This is a genomic window from Varibaculum cambriense, from assembly GCF_032557235.1.
Classification (GTDB): domain Bacteria; phylum Actinomycetota; class Actinomycetes; order Actinomycetales; family Actinomycetaceae; genus Varibaculum; species Varibaculum cambriense_C.
This window is the reverse complement of record NZ_JAWGMB010000006.1, coordinates 1-24,673: the sequence shown is the minus strand read 5'-3', so window position 1 is coordinate 24,673 and position 24,673 is coordinate 1. Positions and strand designations below refer to the sequence as shown.

The window sequence follows — 24,673 nt, the reverse complement described above, 5'->3', positions numbered from 1 at the left end:
ACTATATCGTTGCCCTCAGGAAGTCTTCGGAAACAACAGATAAGAAGGACGCGCCGAGATGAAGTAGCTACATAGCGGCGCTTAGTTCTCGGCGCTCACCCTCACCGGAGCGAGCGCCGACCCTCATGAAGGAAAGTGGGGCTTACCTTAGTTAGAGTCCGACCCTACAGTCATAGCGAAAACCTCTCTAGCCGGCGCAAATATCACTTTCCTAGCGTGCAAGGTGCGCGATTAAGGAAACCATCCCGTTGCAAAATACCGCGGCTTACCCTGCCTGTTGCGACAAGAAATCACGAACTTCACTGGCGCTCCGATAAGAGGATTGTGCCCCCATTTTTGCGGTTGCCAGTGAAGAAACTGCCGCCGCCAGACAGGCTCCCTCAGAAAGTGAACATCCTGCAGCCAACGCGCTCAGCAGAGAGCCCATAAAGGAATCCCCGGCTCCGGTGGTATCTACAGTATCGACCTCAAAAATAGGAATCCGGGTTACTTCGCCGGAATCTAGCACCAAAGACCCGCTACCACCTAAAGTTAGAACTACCTGTTCGAACCCGAGGTCGGCAACCGCTTTACGCAGCTCGTCCAGGTTAGTCACGTCAATTTCCCGGCCTCCTAGTACCGCCAGTTCATGCTGATTAACAATCAGCACATCAACCAGTTTCAGCAGTGATTCCGGCACCTGGGTGATGGGCGAGAAGTTCAGCACCACCTGCACCCCGGCGTCGTGGGCGATTCTTGCCGCTTCCTCCACCGCATCCAGCGGAGCCTCCAAACATAAGCCCAGGGTCTTCGCCGAGGTAATTATCTGACTTTCTTCCCGCACGAAATCTGCATTTACCAGTGCATTCGCGCCGGCTGAGTAAACAATAGTGTTTTCTCCCGCCGCGTCCACAGTGATCATGGTGGATCCGGATGGCTCCTGGCAGCGCCGAATCCCAGCAGTGTCTACTCCCGCCTTCTTTAGAGAATCCAGCAGGAGGTCACCGTGGCTATCGTTACCTAACGCCCCTATCAGCTTGGTTTTTGCCCCCAAAAGAGAGCAAGTAACTGCCTGATTAGCAGATTTTCCTCCCGGAAGAGTAACCACCGGCCCGCCGATCACGGTTTCACCTGGCCGAGGAAGCCGCTCAGTTTCCACCGTCAAATCAGCATTGATCGACCCCATCACCGTCACTGGTGCCCCGATAGATGACAACACCTTCTGGGCGGTAGTCACTATATCGTTCGAGTTTTTCATGTCGTCTCCCCAAATTTTCAGTAATAGTTAGTTTGCTAGCTTTGGAGTTGATTCCCGCAGCAGTAGTTTCGCGGCAGTGTTTTTTTCTACTGGTTTACCGCCTCTACCAGCTATTCTTTTCAGCAGCAGATTCACTGCCAGGTCAGCCATCTTGGAAATGTCAGTATCAATCATGGTCACGGAAGGTGTCATCGCCTCTAACCAGTGTAGACGGTCAAACGTGGCGATCCCGATATCTAGTCCGGGACGAATCTGGCACGCTTTTAGTCCTAGCATCGCTCCCAAGGCAATAACCCCGGAGGCACATACCAGGGCATCGGGTGTCCCTTTTGCTAGCACCTGCTTTATCGCCGCGTCTCCTCCGGTCTCTTGGAATGGACTCGAATAGGCTTGCACTCTGGAGATACCGGCTTCCGCGAACGCTGCGCTCAGCATCCGGTGCCGACTATCCCCGGTGCTGGTTGATTCTGGACCTGACAGCACTGCCACTGATTGGTAACCATTCGCCGCAAAATGTGCAGCTAACTGCGTAACTGCTTGACTGAAATCGCAGCCGACACTGTCTATCTCGGCTCCGGTAATCTTGCGGTCAACCGCCACCGTAGGCACTTCCTTTATGTGGGAAAGCATCTTCGAGGTCGGTTTTCCAGCAGGAGTTAGCAACAAGCCATCGATATTTTGCGACAGCATAGTTTCCACTATTTTTTCTTGAGCCCCCGGTTCTTCTCCGCCATTACCAAGCATGATTTGGTAGCCCCTGGCTCGGGTTTGGCGTTCAATACGATCAGCTAGTTCGGCAAAAAAAGGGTTAACGATATCCCCCACTACCACTCCGATTAGCAGGCTCTTCCCGGCACGCATTGACGCTGCTCTCATATCTTTACGATAGCCAAGTTGGTCAGCCATCTCGCGTACCCGCTGCTTAGTACTATCTGGGATAGTGGGGGAATCGTTGAGGGAACGCGAGACCGTTGAGACATTGACACCTAATTGTTCGGCGATTTGCCTAATAGTAGTCATAGCGTTCCCTCGTTAGACATCAAACTGCGTGCTAACTGGCTATTTCGTCCTGGCCGGCTGGCTGCGGGATTAGGAAGGACGACCCGAGAGCCAAAACCAGAAGGATGCCACCCGCAATAATAGCGCCTAAATGCCCGCCGTACCCTCCTCCTAATGAGGTCATCACCGCATAGAGTACCGCGAAGGAAATACCCGCACCCAGGTTGAAAGCTCCCGCGTTAAGTCCGGGGAGGTAACCAGGATTATCGGAGGGTGATAGCACAATTCCAAGGCCGTTAAGCATAATATTTGCGGTACCAGCATAGGCTAGACCAGCAAGTATAGATACTACTAGCAGCACCCAGGCGGCAGCGCCATTCATAGTGAGCGCCAAAATCGCTAGGGAAATCAGAGAACCAATAAGCCCGTACCGCAGTACTTTGCGATATCCGAAGCGTCCCGCGAGGGTACCCGCTACCGGCCCCATTACTAAACCAGCGATTGCATAGGGAGTGAGCGTCCAAAAAGAGACCACGTCTGCACCCAGCGCTGCTCCGAACTTAGCATCTTGGGCAATAGAGGGCACGATTCCGTTCATGATCGCGAAGATACCGGTCATGGTAAGTATGGTAGTCAGCAACAAAGCCCAAGTACTGCGCGATCGCAGATAGTGACGGGTAACCAGCGGATGGTCGGTTTTGCCTTCTTGACGCCAGAACAGCAAGAAACATAGGGCGCTGGCAAGCACCAGGATGATGACTAGCAGCCAGTTTGCCGCTTTTAGCTTAGCGATCTCGTTAATGGCGGTTAAGGCGGCACCTACTGCCACCACCAGGTACAGTGTGCCCAGCCAATCCATTGGCTGCGGACTGTCCACTGTTGATTCATCGGTTAGCGAGCGCACTCCCACTGCCGCGATTGCTGCGATCACTGCCATCGTCCAAAACACTGAGGCAAACCCGAAATTCTTCGCCAGCCAGCCTCCTGCAATGGCATCTATTCCGGCGATACCACCGTTAACTGCGGTAATAATTCCCATCAGGGTCCCGTAGCGTTTCGGATCAGGTACAGCAACCCGTAACATGATCAAACATAGGGGGACTGTCGGCCCAGCAACACCTTGAATGGTGCGGCCAATGAACAGTAGTGCAACTGAACCGGTAACTCCTGCCAGAGCAGAGATGACACACCCTATCGAAGTGAGCACCATCATGGCGGTCAACAGTTTGCGCCGACCGATCATATCGCCGAGCCGCGGTAAGAACAGGCTAAAAAGAGCTGCCGCCGTAAAGAACACAGTCTGAGTTAAGCCAATCATCGCGGCGGTGGTGTTAAGTTCTTTCTCCATCAACACCAGGGCAGGTGAAAGCATAGACGCGTTTAGCTGAAACGCAAAACAGGCTACTAGCAGCGCGGTCATCACCGCACCTACGGAACGTACTTTTGTCATTAGCAGTCCCCTTTCTGGACGCGGTCAATGGAGTCGATAACGAGCTCCCAAAAACGTTCGAAATCAAGGTCAGTGGCTGCCTTAGTATGGCATTCTTCCCCTGCCGGTTCCCTAAAGTCGGCAACAGTCATTCCCACGGTTAGCTCTCCACGCAACTCAATATCGATGGGTACTCTCACGGTTTTTACAATTGAGGGGTCGATTAAATAGGCTACGGTACAGGGATCGTGTACCGGCGGATAGTCAAAACCTTGTGAGTCTTGATATGCCTTACGGAAGAATACGAACAGATCCAGGACGAACTGGGCAACCGGCCCGCCGAGTTTTTGGATTTTCGCGGTAATTTCATCGGTAGCTAGTGCCTGGTGGGTCAAATCTAATCCCACCATCACCACTTCCCAAGGTTCATTGAACACGATATGGGCTGCCTCGGGATCGACTTTGATATTAAATTCGGCGACCGCCGACCAATTGCCTACATGATAACCACCACCCATAAGCACAACTTCTCGCACCCGTTCTACGATGCGCGGCTCTTTGCGCACTGCCATCGCAATATTGGTGAGCGGACCGGTAGGTACCAGGGTAATTTCTCCTGGCTCGTGACTCATAATAGTGTCAATGATCAGGTCTACCGCATGTTGATTAACGAGCGGTTGCGGTTCGGGGAGTTCTACCCCATCCAAGCCGGATTCTCCATGTTGCCCGGGGGCTACTTCGGCCTCACGAACTAACGGGCGATCACAACCGGAGGCGATCGGCACCCCCTGCATACCATAAACAGTGGCTATACGCTGGGCGTTGTTGGTTACCTTCGCCAGAGTTTGGTTTCCCCCAACAGTGGTAACCGCCAATAGTTCGATCTCGGGACTAGCATGAGCTAGCAGCATGGCAATAGCATCGTCATGGCCGGGATCGCAGTCCAGGATGATTTTTCGCGACATCTTTGTCTCCTTAGAGCGATTCATAATCATTACGCAAACGTTTGCGTAAAATAAAAATAACACACCTCCCTCGCTCTCGCAAGGGTATTTGTAAATATTTTGTACCGCACACCAACTTCCGTCACCCATGTGGCCAGTCTGCCCGCTACAAACACTTGCCTCTTTTGATCTATGAATCAGGTAAGCAATCTCAACTCCAGGTATTGGCACCAATTAGCCACTATCAGCGTGTTTACTTGTTGATAACAGCCTCAATGGCGCCGATCGTGGGGCTACCTGCAATGGGGTTACCTAAGAAGTCCTTTTCTGCCGGGCTGCCGTTGGCATCTACAATCGGTTTCCCCGCATGGATAGCTGCAGAATCAGCAGCCGGCTTGAAACCGTCAAAAACGGTACTGTCCATAGAACCGTCATGAGGGCGCGCCTTCCGGTCAGCTGCGATAGGAACTGCCGAGTCGTCGCATAATAGCGCAGACCCCGCAGCGGCTACTTGTTTATTTAGATCTTCAGGCAATGAGGAAAAGTTATAGTACAAGTTGTGGTCATAGGTCTGGTTTCCCGCCTCCCAGTTCTCAGTTACCTCCGTAACCTCGTCCGGCTTATAGAAGATATTATTTTCTATTACCGCCGGCGCATCTCCCCTGGTAATCACACTAGAACCACTGGCGAGGATGAAAGTATTGTTATAAACATGGGCATCAATTTGTCCCGACAAATCTAAAGCCCCACGCCCGTCACTATGGGCAATGTTGTAGCGAAATACGTTATGTAGGGAACCTTTTTCGCAAAACATAATGGTGGCACCGCTATTGCCATAGGAATAGTTGTACTGATAGATGGTTCCGTCACCATAGTCAGCATCCCAGGGTTGGCCATCTCCGTTACCGTTATATGCGTTGCGGGTAGTGTAGGCCTCATTGTATTGGAACACCGCGTTCTTACAGCGCCAAGGCCAGATCGCGGCGGCTACCCGACCCCAGTCAGACTCCTGAGGTCCCTCGATATTGTAGGGATATAAATAGTCAGAGTCGTTAATGTACTTGGCGGCTCCCTCAGAAACGTTGTATTCAATCAAAGGGCGATCACAATACATAGTAGTGATGGCATCTCCACCCGCGTCCCTAACATAATTGCCGCGAATCACTACCCGACTAGAACCATATTTTGCGATAACCTCATCGGGAATTGGGCCATCTTGCGGTTGATCAATTAGATTTTGATAGGCAGTGTAACCTGCAGCTATCCCCCAACGACTAACGTCTTCCACCCGGTTATTCAGAATCTGCAAATCATCAAAACGTGCAATTTCCTCTTCCGCATTCGCCGGTTTTCCCGTTTGAGGATAGTGAGCAATGAAATAAATACCGCCATTAGCCAGGTGCTTATCGTAGATATTGCCGTCGACATCATGAACATACATATCCGAGACCACAATGTGCCGCATAGGCCCATCCTCGGCAATGCCGGCTATTCCCGTACGATCCAGTGCTAAACCATCGTTAAACTCTTTCGGATCAGCATTGGGATTCATTTCCCGGTCATTGGTCACTTCCAAACCAGAAATCTCCAAATAACTGACATCTTTAAGGAGCACCGCACTAGAGATTTCTGCTTTATTGCGATGCAGCTCAATACTGGCGTGATAATCCTGGTACCACCGTCCCTGCCCGTTAGCGTTAATCACGGGGCGCGCGTTCCCCTCACCATAAGGTTTGATTTCAATAGGTGCCTGTGCAGATCCGGCAGAACCACTCTTAATGTGGAGAGCTTGACCATTCCAGGTGTCTCCCCGTTTCAACAAAACCCGATCGCCCGGCTGTAGTTGAATATCGTTTATTTTCGCCAAGGATTTAAATGGCTGCTCACAACCGGTTCCAGAGTTATTATCATTTCCGCAACTATCAGAGACATAGTAATCCCTGCCCGCTACCGCCTTCATCATGCGCCTCTCTGTATCTATAGGTAGAACCACTACTGTATCTGGCAACCAGGTTGTTTGCAGCCTTGCGTTAACCAAACAGTCTGAACCACCCAGGTAATCTAGGCAGCGTTTTCCGCAACTATCTGTTGCATCATCGAGAATTTACTTTCCATATCACGCACTAGTTTGGCCTGGGTACGGGACCGATCCAAATTGTGTTCTGGGCGGTGAATCTTAAAATATTTATCCCCCAGCAGATAATCAGTCAAAAACCGCATCCCGCATTCATAGGTCATCACCTGGGCACCCATAGGAAGCAACTCAATCTCTAAATCGGTTAACCTTCCTTGTACGCCCTCTAAAAACCCTTTAGTAAACGCGGTAAACAGCTCCATAGAACACGACACTTTAGTAAGGTCAGTTTCATCCTCCGCGCCAGTAGAAGCTCCAAAACGAATCGAATCCCCGAAATCATTTATCGCCAGTCCTGGCATCACGGTATCCAAATCTATAACCGCGATTGCTTTACCGGTATCCGCATCAATCAGTACATTGTTTAGCTTGGTATCGTTGTGGGTTACCCGCAAAGGTAGCTTTCCTGCTTTTTGTAGATCAGCAAATGCGTGCGCCAAATGTTCGTATCGGCGATAAAAACCAATATCTTCCCCAACCTGGTCGGCGCGCCCTAAGGGATCAAGAGCTATCGCGTCCTCGAACTGAGAGAAGCGGTCTACAGTGTCATGGAAGCGCGGAATCACTTCATGTAAAGAATCTGCTGGGAAATCCGCCAGGCGACGCTGAAAACTGCCGAAAGCTAAACCAGACTGATAAAAATCTTGCGGATTCTCAATCAAATCTAGGGTGAAAGCATTGTCAATATAGCTGTACATCCGCCACCAGTTCCCGTCCGGATCGCGGTAACAAGGGTAGCCGTCGAAAGTGCGGATTATTCGCAACGTCTCCCGATCCGGGTTACCCCCCTCCTGTTGGATACGTTCCCGCAAGAACTCGGTAACTGCTGCAATGTTTTCCATTAATTGCACGGGGTTAGTAAAAATATCAGTATTAATACGCTGCAAAGTCAGTGGCAGTTCACTGCCGTCCTCCAGGCGACATTTGGCCAATAAAGTCTCGTTGATGTGCCCCGAACCGTAAGGGTTAGCGGTTAGAAAATCACCTTTAACCCGAAAGTTTTCAACCGCCCGCCGCACCTGCGCAACTTGTAAATCCTGCATCATCTAGTTCCTTTAACTACCGTTGGCCAATCAGCCATGACTAACCCCGCAATAATATTACCGCCCGACTTTTCACCGTTTTCAAAGAGCGAGCACGCAACCATTATCTAAGCCTACAGTGCGTGCTCGCTCTTTGAAGAGGTAAACAAACTGATTACTAGTGCGGATCCCCCGAAGTAACGTTCTCGTGCGCGGGTTTAGTTTCCTCATCCGGATTCCCCATACCGGCACTGGGATTAAACCAAGTCCAGGCCAGGAACACCAGAGCAGTAATCAGTAACCCTACGCCGGAATACATATTGGCATTAATCGGGGTGTTATTTATTCCCTCTAGATTATTTGCCACATAGTCCGGGACTGTTGCCGGCTCAATCACCAGACCGCAAACAATCAGGAATAATCCGATAATCCCCAGCACCAGGCCACAAACAACTCGAATATCGTAAAGGTGAATCTTCTTTTGCTTCATTTGTCTTACCTCCCCTAGTGGAAAAAGGAATTCAAGGCGATCACCAGCACACCGGCTACTATCGCGAGTGGAATGGGACGGCGCATTACCGGCAACTTATGTAAGTTCGGGTCAACACGGCGTTCTTTCGGAGTAAGCGACCATACGAAGCCCTCGAGCTCCGCATAATCCTTGGGTTTGGTAAACAGAGAAACCATCACGTTTACCAGCACGCCGACTACAAAGGCCGCGCCCGCAGCAATAAACGCTTGGCCTTGGCCGGGCAGCTCTAAAATCTTGTTCCAGCACAAGACGTTGACCAGCAGTGCTGCTAAAGTACCGAACAACAGACCCGTCCAGCCACCCGAAGGCGTTGCCCGTTTCCAGAGCATACCGATAATGAAAGAGGCAAACAGCGGTGCATTGAACATGGAGAACAATTGCTGCAGCAAGTCCATAATGTTCGGGTACAAGGAGGCAATCAACGCAGTAAATACCGCAACGGTACACGCCACAATAGTGGCGTTGCGTCCCACCTTCAGGTAGTGCTCATCGGATTCATTCGGTTTGAAATAGGCCTCATAGATATCGACTGTGAACACCGTGTTAAAGGCGGATACGTTCGCCGCCATTCCCGCCATGAAGGACGCGAGCAATCCGGCAATCGCCAAACCTAGCAAACCATTGGGTAGTAAATCTCGCATCATTAGCAGCATGGCATCGTTATAGCTAACTTCGTAACCCGCCGGGACGTGCGAAGATAGGTTCGCGAGTGCTTCCTCGCCTACCCCCATGAACTTTGAACCGCCCTTGAGCTTTACAATTTCCGGAATCAATACCCCAGCTACCATACCCGGGATGATCACCAGGAACGGAATAAACATTTTCACGAAGGTGCCAATAATCGGAGTCTTTTGAGCGGCAGAAATCGAATCCGAAGCCATCGCCCGTTGGACTTCCACGAAGTTTGTGGTCCAATAACCGAAAGCCAAAACAAACCCTAGCCCCATGACCAAGCCAAAGACTGACATTGCGGGCGAGTTGAAGCCTGACAATAGCGTGCCCGGCCATGAATGCAGTTGGTTATTCGGATCCTGATACACCGGATTAGTGGCCTCATTTGCCCATTTGGTGATTTTCTCGGTTAATCCTTGATAGCCACCTACGCGATATAAGCCAATCAAAGTCACCGGCAGTAGCGCGGCGACAATCACGAAGAACTGCAAAACTTCGTTGTAGATGGCGGCCGCCAGACCGCCGATGCTGATATAGGTCAGCACGATTAGCGCAGCAATAATCAGGGAAATCCATAACGGGATTCCCAACATTCCATTAACGATTTTACCTAGCAAATACAGGTTTACCCCGGCGATTAGCAGCTGCGCGAGGGCAAAGGAAAGCCCGTTGATTAGATGAGCGGCAGTTCCGTACCGCTTAAGCATAAACTCAGGAACCGAGCGGACTTTCGAACCGTAATAGAACGGCATCATCACAACACCCAGGAACAGCATTGCCGGAATCGCACCCAGCCAAAAATAATGGAACGTGGGCAGACCATATTGTGCGCCGTTAGCACTCATTCCCATAATCTCAACTGCGCCCAAGTTGGCAGATACGAAAGCCAGACCGGTTACCCAGGCTGGTAACGAACGCCCACCAGTCAAGAATTCATCCGATGAACTGGCCTTTCGCTTCATCATGAACCCCACGGCCACTACAAACGCAAAGTACACAATGATTGGGAAATAGTCGTAAAACTTGGGCTCAATCAGGGTAGTTACCTCATTGGGCATAAGTATCGGGTGGATCATTCCCTCCCCCTTTATTAAAAAAAGACGTCATTATCCCGTCGCAGCTTAGGTGAATTTCCGTTGGGGAATCGCCCGGGGCTTTGGCGGCTATCTGTCACTATACTGTGATCAGCTCATCACAAAAGTATGTTTTACTAATTTTTTTCTCTATCTTTACCCGCGAGTGGATATTTTGGCTATAACCTCCATTTACTTTCACGACTGACTTCATTTGCTCCCTGCCTGCCAAAGCGGTTCGGGTTTTATTAAATCTCCCGTCGGGTCGTATCCTGAATTCGGCTTATGTGACCAAGGAGATCGACCTACGATGACAACTGAATCGAAAACAGCAATAAAAGAATTAACTATTCGCGGAGTGATTATCGGGGGAATCATCACCTTAATTTTCACTGCCGCCAATGTCTACCTGGGGTTAAAGGTGGGGCTGACTTTTGCCACCTCGATTCCGGCGGCAGTTATTTCCATGGCGATTCTGCGGTATTTCAAAGACCATACCGTGCAAGAAAACAACATCGTGCAGACCATTGCTTCAGCAGCTGGCACTTTATCGGCAATTATTTTCGTCCTGCCCGGTCTGATTATGGTCGGCTGGTGGAGCGGCTTCCCCTATTGGACCTGTGCCCTCTTATGTGCCCTGGGCGGGATTTTGGGGGTGACGTATTCTATTCCCTTGCGGCGCGCCCTCGTAACCGGTTCTGACCTTGCTTTTCCCGAGGGCGTAGCGGCGGCGGAAGTCCTAAAAGTGGGCGACACCAGTCAAGGAGCAGCTGACAACCGCCGCGGTCTGCATGTGATTATTTGGGGAGCTATTTCTTCCGCATTTTTCAGTCTGCTCACTAATCTCAAAGTCGCGCTTTCCTCTGTCACCACCGCATTTAAAGTGGGAGCAGGTGGCACTATGGTGGGAACTAGCCTGTCATTGGCACTTATCGGGATTGGGCATTTGGTAGGTCTGGGTGTCGGTATCGCCATGATTTGCGGCATGGTAATCAGCTATGGGGTGCTACTGCCCTACTTTTCGTCCGGTCAGCTCGGCAGCGGGGATATTGCCGAGAGCGTGCAAGGGATTTTTGCCTCCGATGTACGTTTCGTGGGGGCGGGCACCATCGCCATTGCCGCTATTTGGACGTTCCTAAAAATCATTGGACCGATTTTTCAAGGAATGCGCGAATCCATTAGCGCGTCTCGTAAACGAAAAGGTGGATTCACTCTCCCCCCGCAAGAACGAGACCTGCCCGCTTCTTGGGTTATCGGTATCACCCTAGCTTTAATGATTCCTATCGGGGTTTTATTGTGGCTATTTTTGCGGGGCAGCTCCTTAGAGCATCACACGGGGGGACTAATTTTCCTGTCAATCGTGTTTATTTTGGCGCTTGGGCTGGCAGTTGCTAGCGTCTGTGGCTATATGGCGGGACTGATAGGTTCGTCAAACAGCCCGGTTTCTGGGGTGGGAATCCTGGTGGCAATTCTGACGGCTCTGGTAATTAAACTAGTGGCTCCGGCCGGTGCCGATCCTAAGACTCTTGTCGCCTACACCCTGTTCACGGCGGCAATCATATTTGGTATTGCCACTATTTCTAACGACAACTTACAAGACCTTAAAACCGGTCAATTGGTGAACTCTACCCCTTGGAAACAGCAGGTAGCGTTGATAATAGGGGTAGGTTTCGGCTCTTTAATAATTCCACCGGTGTTACAGCTGATGAACACGGCTTTCGGATTTCAAGGAGCCCCTGGCGCGGGCAAGAATGCGCTGGCGGCTCCGCAAGCCTCTCTGATTGCTGAACTTACCAAAGGGGTATTTGGAGGCGATATTGACTGGAGTCTGCTGGGATTAGGCGCGGTAATCGGAGTGGCGATAATCGTCATTGATGAACTGTTAAAGCACCTGACTTCTCGCTATTCTCTGCCCCCGATTGCAGTCGGGATGGGAATGTACCTGCCGATTACATTGACGATTCTGATTCCGGTTGGTGCTACCTGCGGGGTTCTCTTTAACCGCTGGGCTAAAACCAGGAAGAATCCGGAGGCGGCTTCGCGAATGGGAACTTTGCTCGCTACCGGGTTAATTGTAGGGGAAAGCCTGTGGGGCGTGGTTTATGCCGCGATTGTGGGAGGTACTGGCAGCGGAGAGCCGCTGGCAATAGTACCTGATTCCTGGTCGGGAGTGTCCTCCCTGGTCGGACTGGTTATTTTTGTCGCTATCGTGCTTTGGGGCTACCGCTACGCAAAGAAGCAGACCGAGGCTTAAAGTCGATCGAACAGATCACCCCGAAGTGCGGCTTTACGTACTGTGAGCCTGCAGGCATGTAACGCTCACATAACTGCGCGGGGGATTGATTTTTCCTCCCGCCCAATAATTCGGAAAAAGACCGTACGCATTTTCCGAATTCTTATGCCCACCGCGCCTACTCGGATAAAACCAATCCTCCGCGCAAACTGATGCCAACGGCGAACCCAGGCATACACACAGGTAGATATGCGGGCGTCTAGAGCCAACGGCCGGGAAACTGCACTACACTGGCTTGCGGCTCTACCAGTTTCACCAGGTCGTGGTGCTCGATTCCAGCATCCAGGTAGGGGTCGCGAGAAGTAACTAGGTGGTAGCCGAGTTTTTGATAGAACCCGATAACTGGCGCTTGGGCTGCGATTTGTAGTAGCAGCGTTCCCTCGCCCTCGGAGCTCGCCCAACTGCTAAGTGCTAACCGCTCTGCCCCGCGCACCAGCTCTTTACCGTTACCGCATCCGCGGGCGGCAGGCAATACGGCAAAACGACCTAGCTTCCCGGTAATAGTGTCTCGTGGCAGCTGGGGAAACATTTGTGCAAGATCGACAGGAATACCAATTTTGGGCGGGGAGATCCGGACTGCCGCGATAGCGCCGGAGGCGTCCTCGCCTAGAAGGTGGATAGTTCCCTGGGCGAAGTCGATATCGTCTATTTCTCGATCCAAAGAGATTCCTTGTTCCAGGTGAAAAACCGCGCGGCGAATCGCGAAGATATCTAACATATCGCGTGCGGTCTCGGCTTGACGAATCTGCATAGGGGTACTCATGCATTTAAGGATAACTATTTTTCGCGACTCGGGACGACTTCCCGGGAGCTACTTCCGGATAAGTATCACTTACCCCTCCCGGTACATAATGCCCATCATGGAGCGCGGGTAACGCCATTTGAGCACCCCGGGAGGAGCGACTGCCAGACAGGTGCCGCATTCGAGGCAGGCGGCGTATTCGATATCGACTGATCCGTCCTCGCGGGCGGTATAGACATGAGCGGGGCAAACTCGTTCTAATAGTTTGCCTGCGCCCGTGGCTTTCGCTAGTTCTTGGTCGATAGCGATATGGGATTCTTCTTCGTCTACCTCATAAATATTGGCGGTAAGCCTCTCAGATACGGATTCGGGAAGGTAATCAGTCATTTTATATCGACCTCACTGCTTGTAAACCGAGCTTTACCAGGCGGCGGATACTTAGTGGCGATTTCTTTAGCGCCGCCTTAGCCACCGGTAATAAGCGTTTTCGCGGGGTGGTATCCAGGTTATAGACTCCGTGGAGGGCGTCCGCGGCGAGCTGGCCTACCTGGCCATATAGTTCCTGATTGTGTAGGAACTGCGGAGCTCGCGCGAAAGTTTCCATATCTTTGCCCACGAAAGTAGACTGGTAGTTTTCCAGATATTTATTTAATGAGGGCGCGCTATAGTTTTCCGCCTTAAGCGCGGCATCAATGGCGCTGGCAGCGGCTTGGGCAGATCCGGCCGCCAAATCCATTCCCCGAATCGTGAACCCGGTGTTGAGCGTAAACCCGGCGGCGTCCCCGATTAGCACCAGTCCATCGTGAACCAAGCCGTGTTGCATAGTTTTTCCGCCTTCGGCTACCAGGTGACAGCCGTATTCCAGCAGCTTTCCTCCGCGCAGGAGCGGCTCGATGAAGGGGTGCTGCAAGAAATGATCATGCAGTTCAGAGGAGGATAGCTGTTTTTTCTTCAGGTCGTCTAGCATAGCCACGATCCCGATAGAAACCGAGTCACGATTGGTATACAGGAAGCCTCCGCCAGCTACCCCCTGAGTGCAGTCCCCCACCATTTGGTAGGCCACGCCCTCCCCTGCTTGCAGGTTGAAGCGTTCTTTAACGGTTTCTTCCCCTAACTGGATAACGGATTTTACCCCCACCCCCAGGTGACTAAGGGGTTCTTGGGGGCGAATCCCGGCGTATTGCGCCAGGAAGGAGTTCACCCCGTCAGCGGCCACGATTATTTTGCCGTATACGGTGTCCTCTCCGGCGCGCACTCCGCAGAACTTCCCATCCTCACGCACCAGTTCATCGACTTTCATGCCCGGCATAATGGTGGCTCCGGCCTCTTCGGCCTGTTCCGCCAGCCAGGGATCCAGTTTGGCGCGCAAAACACTAACGGCGTTGACTGGTTCTGCTAGACGCTGATCCCAATACTCCAGGTTGACCGCGGAGGTCGGGTTCAGGAACGACAAAATGTTCTTGGTAATTTTCCGTTCAAGGGGCGCTTTTTCAATAAAGTCCGGGAAAATCTGGTTCATTACCTGGCAGTAAAACACCCCGCCGGAAAGGTTCTTAGCCCCCACTTCCGAGCCGCGCTCAATCAATAAGACCTGGTGACCCTCTTTTGCGAGTAGGTAGGCACATACCGTTCCGGCGACACCGCCACCTACGATGATGACATCAAAATCGTATTCCACGCTCATGTTTTATCTCGCTGCCTCCACTGAGCGGATATTACTTGTTTCAAGGTCTCTACTTTATCGCAGTTAGCAGCTTGCCATAATGACACCGGCTCGATAACCGCTAGACTTTGCTCAGAGGTAAAGGAGGGCGATGAGCGAGCAGCACGCAGCTAGCAAGCAGGATAAGCGCCCTGCGCGAGCCGAAAAAACCGATAAGGAAGCAAAGCTTCCTACCCGCCGCCACGCGAAAACCTTAAATAATGCGCCTGCTCAAATAAGTTTTCCCACCGAACTTCCAGTAAGTGCCCGGCGGCGAGAAATTTCCGAGGCTATTAAGAATAACCAGGTGGTAGTGGTTTCCGGGGAAACGGGTTCCGGGAAAACCACCCAGCTACCAAAAATCTGCCTAGAGCTGGGCAGAGGACGCGGTGCCCTCATCGGACACACGCAGCCGCGCCGGATTGCTGCTCGCTCGGTGGCTACCCGGATTGCCAGCGAGCTGGGGGAAGAACTGGGTAAAACCATCGGCTTCCAGGTGCGTTTTACCGATGTGGTCTCTAGCAAAACCATGGTGAAGTTAATGACAGACGGGATTTTGCTCGCGGAAATCCGCACCGATCCCCTGCTGAAACGCTATGACACTATCATCGTGGATGAAGCCCACGAACGCTCCCTGAATATTGATTTCATTTTGGGGTATTTGGCGCGCCTGTTGCCACGCCGCCCCGATTTGAAAGTCATTATCACCTCGGCAACTATCGATTCTCAGCGTTTTGCCGAGCATTTTTCTCGTCCTGGCTGCCCGGTGCCGATTATTGAGGTATCTGGTCGCACCTACCCGGTAGAGATACGTTACCGCCCTCTGGATGGCTCGGATAGCGGTGATGAGGACGAATTAGACGAAGAGGAAACCCCCGGGGAGAACGGCAAGAACCTTTTTAACCAGCAGAAATCGGGAAGTGCCCGCGGTGAAGTGAAAGACCAAACCGAGGGAATCTGCCAGGCGGTTGATGAACTTTTTGCTGGCGAGTCCGGCGATATTTTGGTGTTTTTGGCGGGCGAACGCGATATTCGGGACACCGAGGCCGCCCTCGCCGCGCATCTAGGTTCGCGATATGTGCGCGCCGGCGAGCGTACAAACACTCCGGGAGCAGTAGAAATCCTGCCGCTATTTGCGCGATTATCCCCGGCAGAACAGCAACGAGTTTTTGCCCCGCACCCTTATCCGCGGATAGTGCTCGCCACCAATGTGGCGGAAACTTCGCTGACCGTACCGGGTATTAAATATGTGATTGACCCTGGTCTGGCGCGGATTTCTCGCTATTCGCAGCGCACCAAAGTGCAGCGCCTACCGATCGAGGAAGTATCCCAAGCCAGTGCCCGCCAGCGGGCGGGGCGTTGCGGGCGGATTAGCGAGGGGATTTGCATCCGCCTGTATTCGGAAGAAAATTTCCTGGCACGCCCGCGTTTTACTGAACCCGAGATATTGCGTACTTCCCTAGCTTCGGTGATTTTGGCGATGGCCTCGCTAAACCTGGGGAAAGTCGCCGATTTCCCCTTTATTGATGCCCCAGATCCTCGGCAAGTCCGTGACGGGGAGCAGCTGCTTTACGAATTGGGGGCCTTGTCACTTAGGAGCGAAAACGCCGAGGGATATCGCCTTACCAAGCTGGGCAAACGCCTCGCGAAGCTGCCGATTGACCCCCGCTTAGCCCGAATGTTGCTGGAGGCGGAGCGGCGCGGATGCGTATCGGAGGCATTAGTTGTCGTTTCGGCGCTGTCGATGCAAGATGTACGTCTGCGCCCTCTAGAGCACCAAGAAGCCGCAGACCAGGCTCATTCGCGTTTCCTAGATCCCAGTTCTGACTTCCTGACTTACCTGAATCTTTGGCGCTACCTGCGCACCCAATCCCGCGACCTGTCCGGGAGCGCCTTTAGGAGAATGTGCCAACGCGAATTCTTGCATTATTTGCGTACTCGAGAATGGCAAGACCTTACCCACCAACTGCGGCAGCTTTTAAAAGAATTGGGAATCAGTGCCCGCCCCTTGGCGAAACCCTCCCGCTCAAGCTACCAGCCAGATCCGGAGTCTCGCGAACTGATTGCGGCTTGTCAAAGCCTGACTTCCAAGCATTCTGACACGGACGCTATTCACCGTTCCCTGCTGGTCGGAATGCTTTCGGGGATTGGCAATTGGGATCAGCGCGCCAAACAATACCTGGCGCCGCGTGGCGCTCGCTTCACGATTTGGCCCGGTTCTGGGCTCTCAACCCGCACTTTCGATTGGGTAATGGCTGCCGAACTGGTGGAAACCTCCCGACTTTTTGCCCGCAACGTTGCCCGGGTTAATCCTGATTGGATTATTCACGCCGGAAAGCACCTGGTGAAACGTTCTTATGGGGAGCCGTATTGGTCGAGCAGGAAAGGTACCGCAATGGTGCCGGAGCGCATTACCCTATATGGCCTCACGATTGCCGCTGATATGCCGGTTCCCCTGTCCCGCCTGGGCAATCGAGAGATGCCTGCGCTATCGCCGGTAGCAGCTAATCTTGACCTGCCCGGCGAGCAAAGCCCGCAAACCGCCCGGGAGTGGGCGCGCGCCCTCTTTATCACTAATGCGCTGGTCAGAGGGGATGCCCCTTTGAACTATCCTTTCTTAAAACGCAATGAAAAGCTGCTGCAACGTGCCCTAGAAGTTGAGCAACGTACCCGCCAAGCCGGAATGGTTGCCGGCGAGGACGCTTTAGCGGCATTCTTCGCTGCCCGCTTGGGCAAAGAGGTAACCAATCCGGGAACTTTTGCGGCCTGGTTCAAACGTCAAGATGACCCCCATATTTTGGATTATCCCGAGGACGTGTTGTTGCCGTCTGCTGCTACCGCTAGCGCTCCCCGCAACTATTCCAGCGGTGAAGCCGCAGATAAATCGATTGGAAGCCAAACCAATCTGGCGGGCAAACTCACCCAGCTTTCCACTTCGGGTTTCCCTGACCGCTGGATAGGGGCAGAGTTTAGTTTGCCCCTGCAATATCAGTTTGCGCCCGGCAAGGAAGAAGATGGCATTACCTGCCAGGTTAGCTTGGAACAGCTGCCCTACCTTAATCCGCAAGAGTTTCAATGGACAGTGCCGGGGCTGTGGCCAGAGCTGTTCACCGCGCTGATTCGGGCGTTACCGAAGGCGGTGCGCCGCCAGTTAGTTCCTGCCCCGCAGGTGGGGGCGGAAGTAAGCGCGTGGATTGAGCGGGAACTGGCCAATCCCACGACTGCTACTGGCGCCGCCGAAAGCCACGAACCTACCCCGGTGCAAATTAAACAAGAGGAAGCGTTGCAGGCTTCTCTGGGACGCCTAGCGGCTTGGGCAGGGATTGACACTGACATTAAAAATACTGGTAGCAGCAATAATCAGCCCCAAAGCAAAGGAAGCGCCGATAACGCGACAGGTACATCCTCCGTAGCGCCTGACGCTAACGGAAGACGTGGGATAAATAGCCACGCCTCACAGGGAAGCACCCCCGCCGCTGCCGCTAGCGCTGCAAGCACTGGTGAAAAAGATAGCCACCGTGATCAAGCAAAATCCGCAAACAATAACCATCAAACTGCCCCCTCCCGTCCGCTGGCTCAGCTTTTCATCGCGGCTCTCGACCAGCTACGCGCCGTGGAAGTAACCGAGCAAGACTTTTCCCAAGCGATCACCACCTTGCCCGCCCATTTGCGGATTCGCTTTGCGTTGCGCGTAGGGAAAGAACAAATATATTCTCGCGACCTCGAAAAACTGCAGAAGCGCTACGGTAAAAAAGGGCGCGCCGCCCGCAAGCAGGTAATCCGGGAAGCGCTCTCGCAGGTAAGGAAAGCCGAAAGCAAACAGAAAAACCCTGTCCATTCCCAAACGAGGCGTAGCAATAAAGAAGCCACTAACGCTTCCAAGCAACGTCTCCCGGAAACAGATTATGCTCACGCTTGGCCGCAAATACGCGGGAAAGAAGCAGTATTACCTGCTGAGATAACCACTGCTATTGGCGGGGTGCCTGGTAGGGCTTTCCCAGGCTTACTCCCGCAGCGCCTTCCTCGCCCCTTTGGACTATCTCTGCTGTCTGGCTCGCAACAAAACCGCTACGAAAATCCCCCTCCCTCCCGATCTGGCAGTGAAAGCCGCAGCCAACAGGACTCCACTTCCCTGGTTTTCCCGGTGCGCCTGGCGCGCTTCGACAGCTTGCTGCACGCTCAGCGCGCCCACCACTTTGGGGTTACCTGCCTGCTTTGCTCCCAGCTTTACTTACCGCCTAGCCGCATCTTTACCCGCTGGCCAGCTCGTTTAGCGCTAAACCTGGCAGCACTGCCTTACGAAAAAGTAGCATTACTTTCCGATCTGCAGCTGGTTGCCACCTGGCGCTACCTCAAAAAAGCCCAGGCCGATACCTGGACAGTTCGGGATTCTTCCACCCTGCGGCAACTCGCTGCAGATTTCCGTGACCGTTTCGAGGACGAAGTGTACGTCCTCGCCCGCGAAATTGGGGAGGTTGGTGCCAGCTACCGGGAGATATTAGCTGCCCTCTCCTCGCATTTCCCCCTCGGAGCCTTAGGGGAAGTTACCCAGGTACGCTCCCAACTATCACAACTGATTTACCCGGGGTTCCTGTGGGACTTGTGTGAGGGCGCTGAGGATTTAGAACGCTACTTGCAGGCGATAGCTACTCGCCTACAAAAGGCAAGCCAGGGGCAAAACAAGGGAAGCCACCAGGAAGAACAGGCTCTAGCTATTTGGAAGGGCGCGCGCGAAAAGCTAGACAACCAGGAAAAGCTATACGCAGATCCCGCTTCCGTAGCCGCCCTAATCCACGGACGCTGGCTAATAGAAGAGCTACGAGTCTCGCTGTTTGCCCAGCCGCTGGGTACTCGCGAGCGTGTTTCACTGCCGCGCCTAAGCAAACTTCTAAAAGAGGCGCGACTCTAAGCTGGATTCCTTAAAGCAATAGCAAAACTACCGCTGCTACCAGGGTTACTAGAGCACCAACAGCTAGACCGATCGCGACTCCGCCTGCTATTTCTTTGGCTGCACTCCGACGGGGAGCTGGCGCACCTTGTCGGGGAGAAACCCTGGCTACATTCTCGGAAAAGTCTGAGTTGTTCCTCCAAGCTCCCAGCGTCTGCTCATTTGCAGAAGCCTCCTGTTCCCTTAGCGGCGATAGCTTCCCCGCAGATCCTGCTCCTTCCCCGATCGCCTCCTCAGTATTAACCATAATCGCCGGAGGTAAAGTCACCGGCTGCCAGACGGGAGCCGCCGGTTCCACCTGCCCGTGAGTCGTCTGCCCCGACTGTGTCTCGGCCTCATCGTGGGCGGGAATAATCGGTTTAACCGATGCCAAGGAAGTTTGAGCATCGGGTGGGGAAATCCGCACCACATCTGCTAAAGGTTGCGGAGGCGGAGGCTCCTTCAGCATTTCCAGGGCGTCAAGGGAACGCACCTGGTCAACTACTGATTTTAAGAGGGCGTGGGTCTGGGCAGCGCTGGGGCGCACCGAAGTCTCTTTCGCCAACATTTGGGTAATCACATTCCACAGGGAGCCAGGGATCCCCGGTAGCATCCCCGGCATATCGTAAAACTGATGGTTTAACACCTCCGCCACGGAGCCTCTAAAAGGGGTGATTCCGCAGAGCAGCTCGTAAAGGATTACTCCCAGGGAATAAATATCGGTTTTGGAACTCACCCCTTTACCTTCAATCATTTCGGGCGCCATATAGTAGGGGGTTCCGGAACGTTTCGTAGTCTGGATTTCGTAACGGGGATCAATCCACCGGGCTAAACCAAAATCCGCGATTTTTGGGATTAGATACCCCCCCTGCTGCTTTAACAAAATATTGGAGGGTTTCAGGTCACGATGCACAATTCCTGCTTGATGAATCAGGGAAAGACCAGCAGCAATCCCCATACAATAGTAGACGGCATCTAGCGGCGGCAGGGTGCCTCTGTTTTTAAGTAACTCCTGCAAATCCCCGCCATCGGTATATTCCATAATGATCGCCATATACTCCGGGGTTTGCACCAGATCATAAACTTCCACAATGTTTTGGTGGCGCACCCCGGTTACCAGGTCTTTCTCCATTCGGAAACGCTGCACAATCCCGGGTTTAATCGCTAATTTAGATCGCAAAATTTTGGCGGCATACAGGTTTCCCCGCGAATCAGCGACCTTCCACACTTCCCCCATAGTGCCCGACCCCAGGGCTTTTAATAGACGGTAACCAGCTATAACTGTGGAACCTTGGGGGACAGACCGTACAGTTGAGTTCTCCGGATTCTCGGCAGCAGGGAAGGGTTGTCCGGCATAGGCGTGTGCCGTCTGATAATTATCCATACATTCCCTGCAACTTGGTCGATAATCTTTCAGCATCCAGTTTAAAGCTTCAAAAAGAGAATTCCTCTCTCACCTAGCTGCTACTTTCAATGATTGTTACAGATTTTACGGAGTTCACGCAGGTATGCTCGGTGGTGATGGGGAGGATCTCCCCGGTAGGTCCAAGTGAAAATGTTTTCTATTTTAAAGTCACGAGAACACTTAGAGCAGGCTAAAACTCGGGTAGGGGTGCGGAAACGTTCAATACGGTGCCCGGCTTTACATACCCCGACCCAAGGTGCCGGGAGGGAGGGCGCGTCTGGGGATACCGTCCGTTCTGCGTTACCTCCTAGGGCTTTAACCGCCTGCTGCCAGCGCCGACCATGCCCCACCATAGGCCCTACTTGCGCGTGAGCGACCTCGTGTAAGACAACTTCGCGTGCGGCAGCCGAATCGTAGAGCGGAAGCAGATAGCGAGAAAAACTAATCCGTTTATCCGCAAAATGGCAGGCGCCCGCCCGGCGGCGCGCATGATCGAGACCAACTTCCCAGTCTTGCAGGCCGCAGGCATCCAAGGTACGGCGCGCTAATGCTAATACCTCTTCCAAGCTCTCTTCTTTCAAAAGCAGCCTCTCCCCGCTGGGTAGCGGGGAGGGTAACTAGCGATGTCCCCTAGTGTCCCAACCCTTCCGCTGTCACCGGAGGTAGAGTCGACCAGGGGAAATTAATCCATTTATCGGTGTGCTTTAGTACATAGTCGGGAGTAATAATCGACCGCGACTTCACATAGATACAAGCACATTTGGCTTCTGAAACCTCTACTCGCTCCCCTTCTTGCCCAGAAGGAATCCCGCGTTCGCGAATCAAACGCATCACCAATTCGAGAGTTTTCCCCGAGTCGGCAACATCATCGACTACCAATACTCGTTTACCGGAGAGAGCCGAGACGTCCATGAGCGGCGGAATTAGCACTGGTTCCGGTAGAGTTTCCTCGATATCGGTATAAAACTCTACATTCATGGTGCCGATTGCTTTGAGCCCTAGCGCGTAAGACAAAGCACCCGCTGGTAACAATCCGCCCCGAGCTACCGCCACTACCAACTCGGGCATCCACCCGGAATCTACAATATTTTGCGCAATTTTTCGGGTAGCATCTCCGAATCCCTGCCAGGTAAGAACTTCCCGATCTTGTATATCTGCCATGAAACTAGCCTAGCTATCTTTAGGAAACTTTTTGAAACTGCGAGCAAATATTTTTCCTGATTCGCCTTCCCCAAGTTATTTACCAGGAATAACACTCCCGATCATGCCTCGAAATACTCTTCAGGTTGATCAAGGTCTCCCCCTTTTGCTTTCTTTGCACTAAGCTGAGTAGCCGTGCGCTTTTTAAATGGAATGTCGGCACCTTATGAGCTGACCTATGACGATGTTTTTATGGTTCCTTCACGTTCGGGGATTGCTTCCCGCTTCGACGTGGATTTATCTTCCGATGATGGCACTGGCACCACGGTGCCGATTATCGTCGCAAATATGACGGCGGTCGCCGGTAAACGCATGGCGGAAACAGTTTCGCGCCGTGGAGGTCTGGTAACTCTACCTCAAGATGTTCCCGGCGATATTATTGCGAAAACCGTTGCTGAGGTTAAAGCCTGTCACACGGTCTATGACACTCCGGTAGTGCTCGGCCCGCACGACACAGTAGCGGCGGCTCTATCCTTGATTTCAAAGCGCTCCCACCGCGCAGTACTGGTTGCAGATCAAGAAAACCGCCCGATAGGGGTAGTTCCCGAATCGGCGCTGACCGGAGTAGATCACTTTGCGCAGCTACATACGGTGATGGATACCCACACCTTGCTATTACCGGAAGGGATTGGCCCGGAGGACGCGTACCGCCAATTAGCGGAAGAACACCTAGGTCTCGGCGCAGTAGTAGACACTGACGGACGCCTGGTAGGGGTAATGACCGCGCCAGGGGCGGTGCGTTCTTCTATCTATACCCCGAACACTGATAAAGACGGCAAGCTACGGGTAGCCGCAGCGATCGGCATTAACGGTGACGTGGCGGGACGAGCCTGCCAACTGGTAGAAGCGGGCGTAGATGTCTTAGTGGTCGACACTGCCCACGGATATCAAGATAAAACCATCCAGGCTTTAAAGGCAGTACGAGCTACCTCAGTTCAAGTGCCAATTGTGGCAGGAAACGTGGTCACCGCAGACGCAGTATCAGAACTGGCTGCTGCCGGTGCCGATATTTTGAAAGTCGGCATTGGCCCAGGCGCAATGTGCACTACCCGGATGGCGACTGGCGTAGGCCGACCCCAATTCTCGGCGGTACTCGAATGTTCCCGCCGCGCTCACGAACTAGGAAAACATGTTTGGGCTGACGGCGGCGTACGTCATCCGCGGGACGTGGCCTTAGCCTTGGCAGCCGGAGCCTCCAATGTGATGGTGGGGTCCTGGTTCGCCGGTACTCACGAATCTCCTGGCGACATTGTGCGCGATGGGAATGGGCGCCCCTATAAGGAAAACTTCGGGATGGCTTCACGCCGGGCAGTTCGTAACCGTAATGCCACCTCCCGCGGCTTTGAACGTGCCCGTAAAGAACTATTCGAAGAGGGGATTTCTACCTCGCGGATGTATCTAGATCCTGCCCGTCCCGGGGTGGAGAACTTGATCGACCAGATCTTGGCGGGAGTGCGTTCCTCCTTCACCTATGCGGGCGCCACTAACCAGGCAGAATTCCGGGAAAAAGCAATCGTTGGGATTCAAAGTGCCGCCGGATATAAAGAGGGCGCTCCCGTCGAAAGCTCCTGGTAAACCTGTTAATCAAGAACAGAACACACCAAACCAAATAAGCTAAGAAAGGAACCATCTTGACCCGGGTACTGTTCGTATGTACCGGTAACATCTGTCGCTCAGTAATGGCGCAGGCAGTTGCTACTCAAAAGGCCGAAGAAGAAACTCTCTATAACCTAGTTTTTGATTCGGTGGGAGTCTCTGACGAAGAACACGGCAATCCCCCAGATTACCGCGCGATACAAATCTTGGAAGATCATGGTTGGCTGACGCCAGACCATCATGCCCGTCAGATTAGTCGCAGTGATTTTAACGATTTTGATCTGTTGCTAGCGATGACTAGCGGACACAAACGCGCCCTCGCCCGCCTGGCGCAGCGCTGGGGAGCAGATGAGAGCAAAATTCGCCTCTACCGCGAATTCGATCCCGAGGCTAACCCCGCCGATATGGAGGTACCCGACCCCTGGTATGGCGGGGAACGCGAATTCGCCGACACCCTGGAAGTAATCGAGCGGGTAACTCCGGTTCTCCTAGAAGTCCTCTCCGACTTCTCCTAATCTTCCTAACTGAATGTCCTCAACCTCGGCTACTAAGCGAGGGGGAGAAGTTTTTCCTCGCTTCCCGCGCGGAGCCTGGTACCGCATCCGTAAGGAATACCCGCAGAACAGGGGTATCGCGAAATACGCAATAAGCGTGCCGGGGTGGGCGTGGGGGAGAAGTTTTTCCTCCTGCCCAAAAATTTGGAAAACGTGGCGGCGTTTTCCAAATTTTGCGCCCACCTAGCCTGCTCGGATAAAACTTCTCCCCC

The 24,673-nt window shown here is 53.0% G+C and carries 18 protein-coding genes; 4 read left to right on the top strand and 14 right to left on the bottom strand.

From position 1 onward, the window contains the following. Window positions 1-265 precede the first annotated feature (265 nt). The 8 genes from E6072_RS05825 to E6072_RS05790 all read right to left on the bottom strand — a co-directional run bounded on the left by E6072_RS05825 (window position 266) and on the right by E6072_RS05790 (window position 10,045). Window positions 266-1,237: a ribokinase gene (locus tag E6072_RS05825; RefSeq protein WP_278619780.1), complete on the bottom strand. Its 972-nt coding sequence runs from the start codon at window positions 1,235-1,237 to the stop codon at window positions 266-268. 27 nt (window positions 1,238-1,264) lie between these two features. Beyond that, window positions 1,265-2,257, bottom strand: coding sequence for a LacI family DNA-binding transcriptional regulator (locus E6072_RS05820; protein ID WP_278619779.1), 993 nt, complete (start codon window positions 2,255-2,257; stop codon window positions 1,265-1,267). 31 nt (window positions 2,258-2,288) lie between these two features. Continuing rightward, window positions 2,289-3,686, bottom strand: a complete 1,398-nt coding sequence (locus E6072_RS05815; protein WP_311588270.1) for an MFS transporter — start codon at window positions 3,684-3,686, stop codon at window positions 2,289-2,291. Then, window positions 3,686-4,630: a nucleoside hydrolase gene (locus tag E6072_RS05810; RefSeq protein ID WP_316694390.1), complete on the bottom strand. Its 945-nt coding sequence runs from the start codon at window positions 4,628-4,630 to the stop codon at window positions 3,686-3,688. Before E6072_RS05810 ends, E6072_RS05815 begins: the two co-directional genes overlap by 1 nt. Before the next feature lie 232 nt (window positions 4,631-4,862). Next, window positions 4,863-6,572 (bottom strand): hypothetical protein, encoded by a 1,710-nt coding sequence (locus E6072_RS05805; protein WP_278619776.1) that lies wholly within the window; start codon window positions 6,570-6,572, stop codon window positions 4,863-4,865. Window positions 6,573-6,670: 98 nt separating this feature from the next. Further along, entirely contained in the window at window positions 6,671-7,789 is a 1,119-nt protein-coding gene (locus E6072_RS05800) for a phosphotransferase enzyme family protein (protein ID WP_278619775.1), read from the bottom strand. Window positions 7,790-7,943: 154 nt separating this feature from the next. Beyond that, window positions 7,944-8,255, bottom strand: a complete 312-nt coding sequence (locus E6072_RS05795) for a hypothetical protein (RefSeq protein ID WP_278619774.1) — start codon at window positions 8,253-8,255, stop codon at window positions 7,944-7,946. 14 nt (window positions 8,256-8,269) lie between these two features. Continuing rightward, window positions 8,270-10,045 (bottom strand): sodium:solute symporter family protein, encoded by a 1,776-nt coding sequence (locus E6072_RS05790; protein ID WP_278619773.1) that lies wholly within the window; start codon window positions 10,043-10,045, stop codon window positions 8,270-8,272. Between the two features lie 307 nt (window positions 10,046-10,352). Here E6072_RS05790 and E6072_RS05785 point away from each other — a divergent pair, with 307 nt between their 5' ends. Further along, a complete protein-coding gene (locus tag E6072_RS05785) occupies window positions 10,353-12,296 on the top strand; it encodes an OPT family oligopeptide transporter (RefSeq protein ID WP_278619772.1) in 1,944 nt (647 codons plus the stop codon). A gap of 238 nt (window positions 12,297-12,534) precedes the next feature. Here the strand turns inward: E6072_RS05785 and E6072_RS05780 are convergent, their stop codons facing one another. From E6072_RS05780 to E6072_RS05770, 3 genes are all read right to left on the bottom strand, one after another. Then, on the bottom strand, window positions 12,535-13,098 hold the full coding sequence (locus E6072_RS05780) for a GNAT family N-acetyltransferase (protein WP_316694385.1): 564 nt from the start codon (window positions 13,096-13,098) through the stop codon (window positions 12,535-12,537). Between the two features lie 69 nt (window positions 13,099-13,167). Further along, window positions 13,168-13,464 carry a ferredoxin family protein gene (locus tag E6072_RS05775; RefSeq protein ID WP_278619770.1) on the bottom strand — a complete coding sequence of 99 codons (297 nt, stop codon included), beginning with the start codon at window positions 13,462-13,464 and terminating at the stop codon, window positions 13,168-13,170. Window position 13,465: 1 nt separating this feature from the next. Continuing rightward, a complete protein-coding gene (locus E6072_RS05770) occupies window positions 13,466-14,761 on the bottom strand; it encodes an FAD-dependent oxidoreductase (RefSeq protein WP_316694383.1) in 1,296 nt (431 codons plus the stop codon). 130 nt (window positions 14,762-14,891) lie between these two features. Here E6072_RS05770 and hrpA point away from each other — a divergent pair, with 130 nt between their 5' ends. Next, window positions 14,892-19,688, top strand: a complete 4,797-nt coding sequence (gene hrpA / locus E6072_RS05765; protein WP_316694382.1) for an ATP-dependent RNA helicase HrpA — start codon at window positions 14,892-14,894, stop codon at window positions 19,686-19,688. A gap of 10 nt (window positions 19,689-19,698) precedes the next feature. On the opposite strand, the gene E6072_RS05760 is transcribed toward hrpA, so the two are convergent. From E6072_RS05760 to E6072_RS05750, 3 genes are all read right to left on the bottom strand, one after another. Continuing rightward, window positions 19,699-21,090: a serine/threonine-protein kinase gene (locus tag E6072_RS05760; protein ID WP_316694381.1), complete on the bottom strand. Its 1,392-nt coding sequence runs from the start codon at window positions 21,088-21,090 to the stop codon at window positions 19,699-19,701. Between the two features lie 86 nt (window positions 21,091-21,176). Continuing rightward, entirely contained in the window at window positions 21,177-21,692 is a 516-nt protein-coding gene (locus E6072_RS05755) for a SprT-like domain-containing protein (RefSeq protein WP_316694380.1), read from the bottom strand. Between the two features lie 49 nt (window positions 21,693-21,741). Then, window positions 21,742-22,272, bottom strand: coding sequence for a phosphoribosyltransferase (locus E6072_RS05750; RefSeq protein ID WP_316694378.1), 531 nt, complete (start codon window positions 22,270-22,272; stop codon window positions 21,742-21,744). A gap of 174 nt (window positions 22,273-22,446) precedes the next feature. Between E6072_RS05750 and E6072_RS05745 the strand changes: the two genes are divergently transcribed. Both E6072_RS05745 and E6072_RS05740 read left to right on the top strand, forming a co-directional pair. Further along, complete coding sequence (locus tag E6072_RS05745) at window positions 22,447-23,886, top strand: GuaB1 family IMP dehydrogenase-related protein (RefSeq protein WP_316694377.1); 1,440 nt, start codon at window positions 22,447-22,449, stop codon at window positions 23,884-23,886. Window positions 23,887-23,942: 56 nt separating this feature from the next. Next, on the top strand, window positions 23,943-24,422 hold the full coding sequence (locus tag E6072_RS05740; protein WP_316694376.1) for a low molecular weight protein-tyrosine-phosphatase: 480 nt from the start codon (window positions 23,943-23,945) through the stop codon (window positions 24,420-24,422). Window positions 24,423-24,673 lie beyond the last annotated feature (251 nt).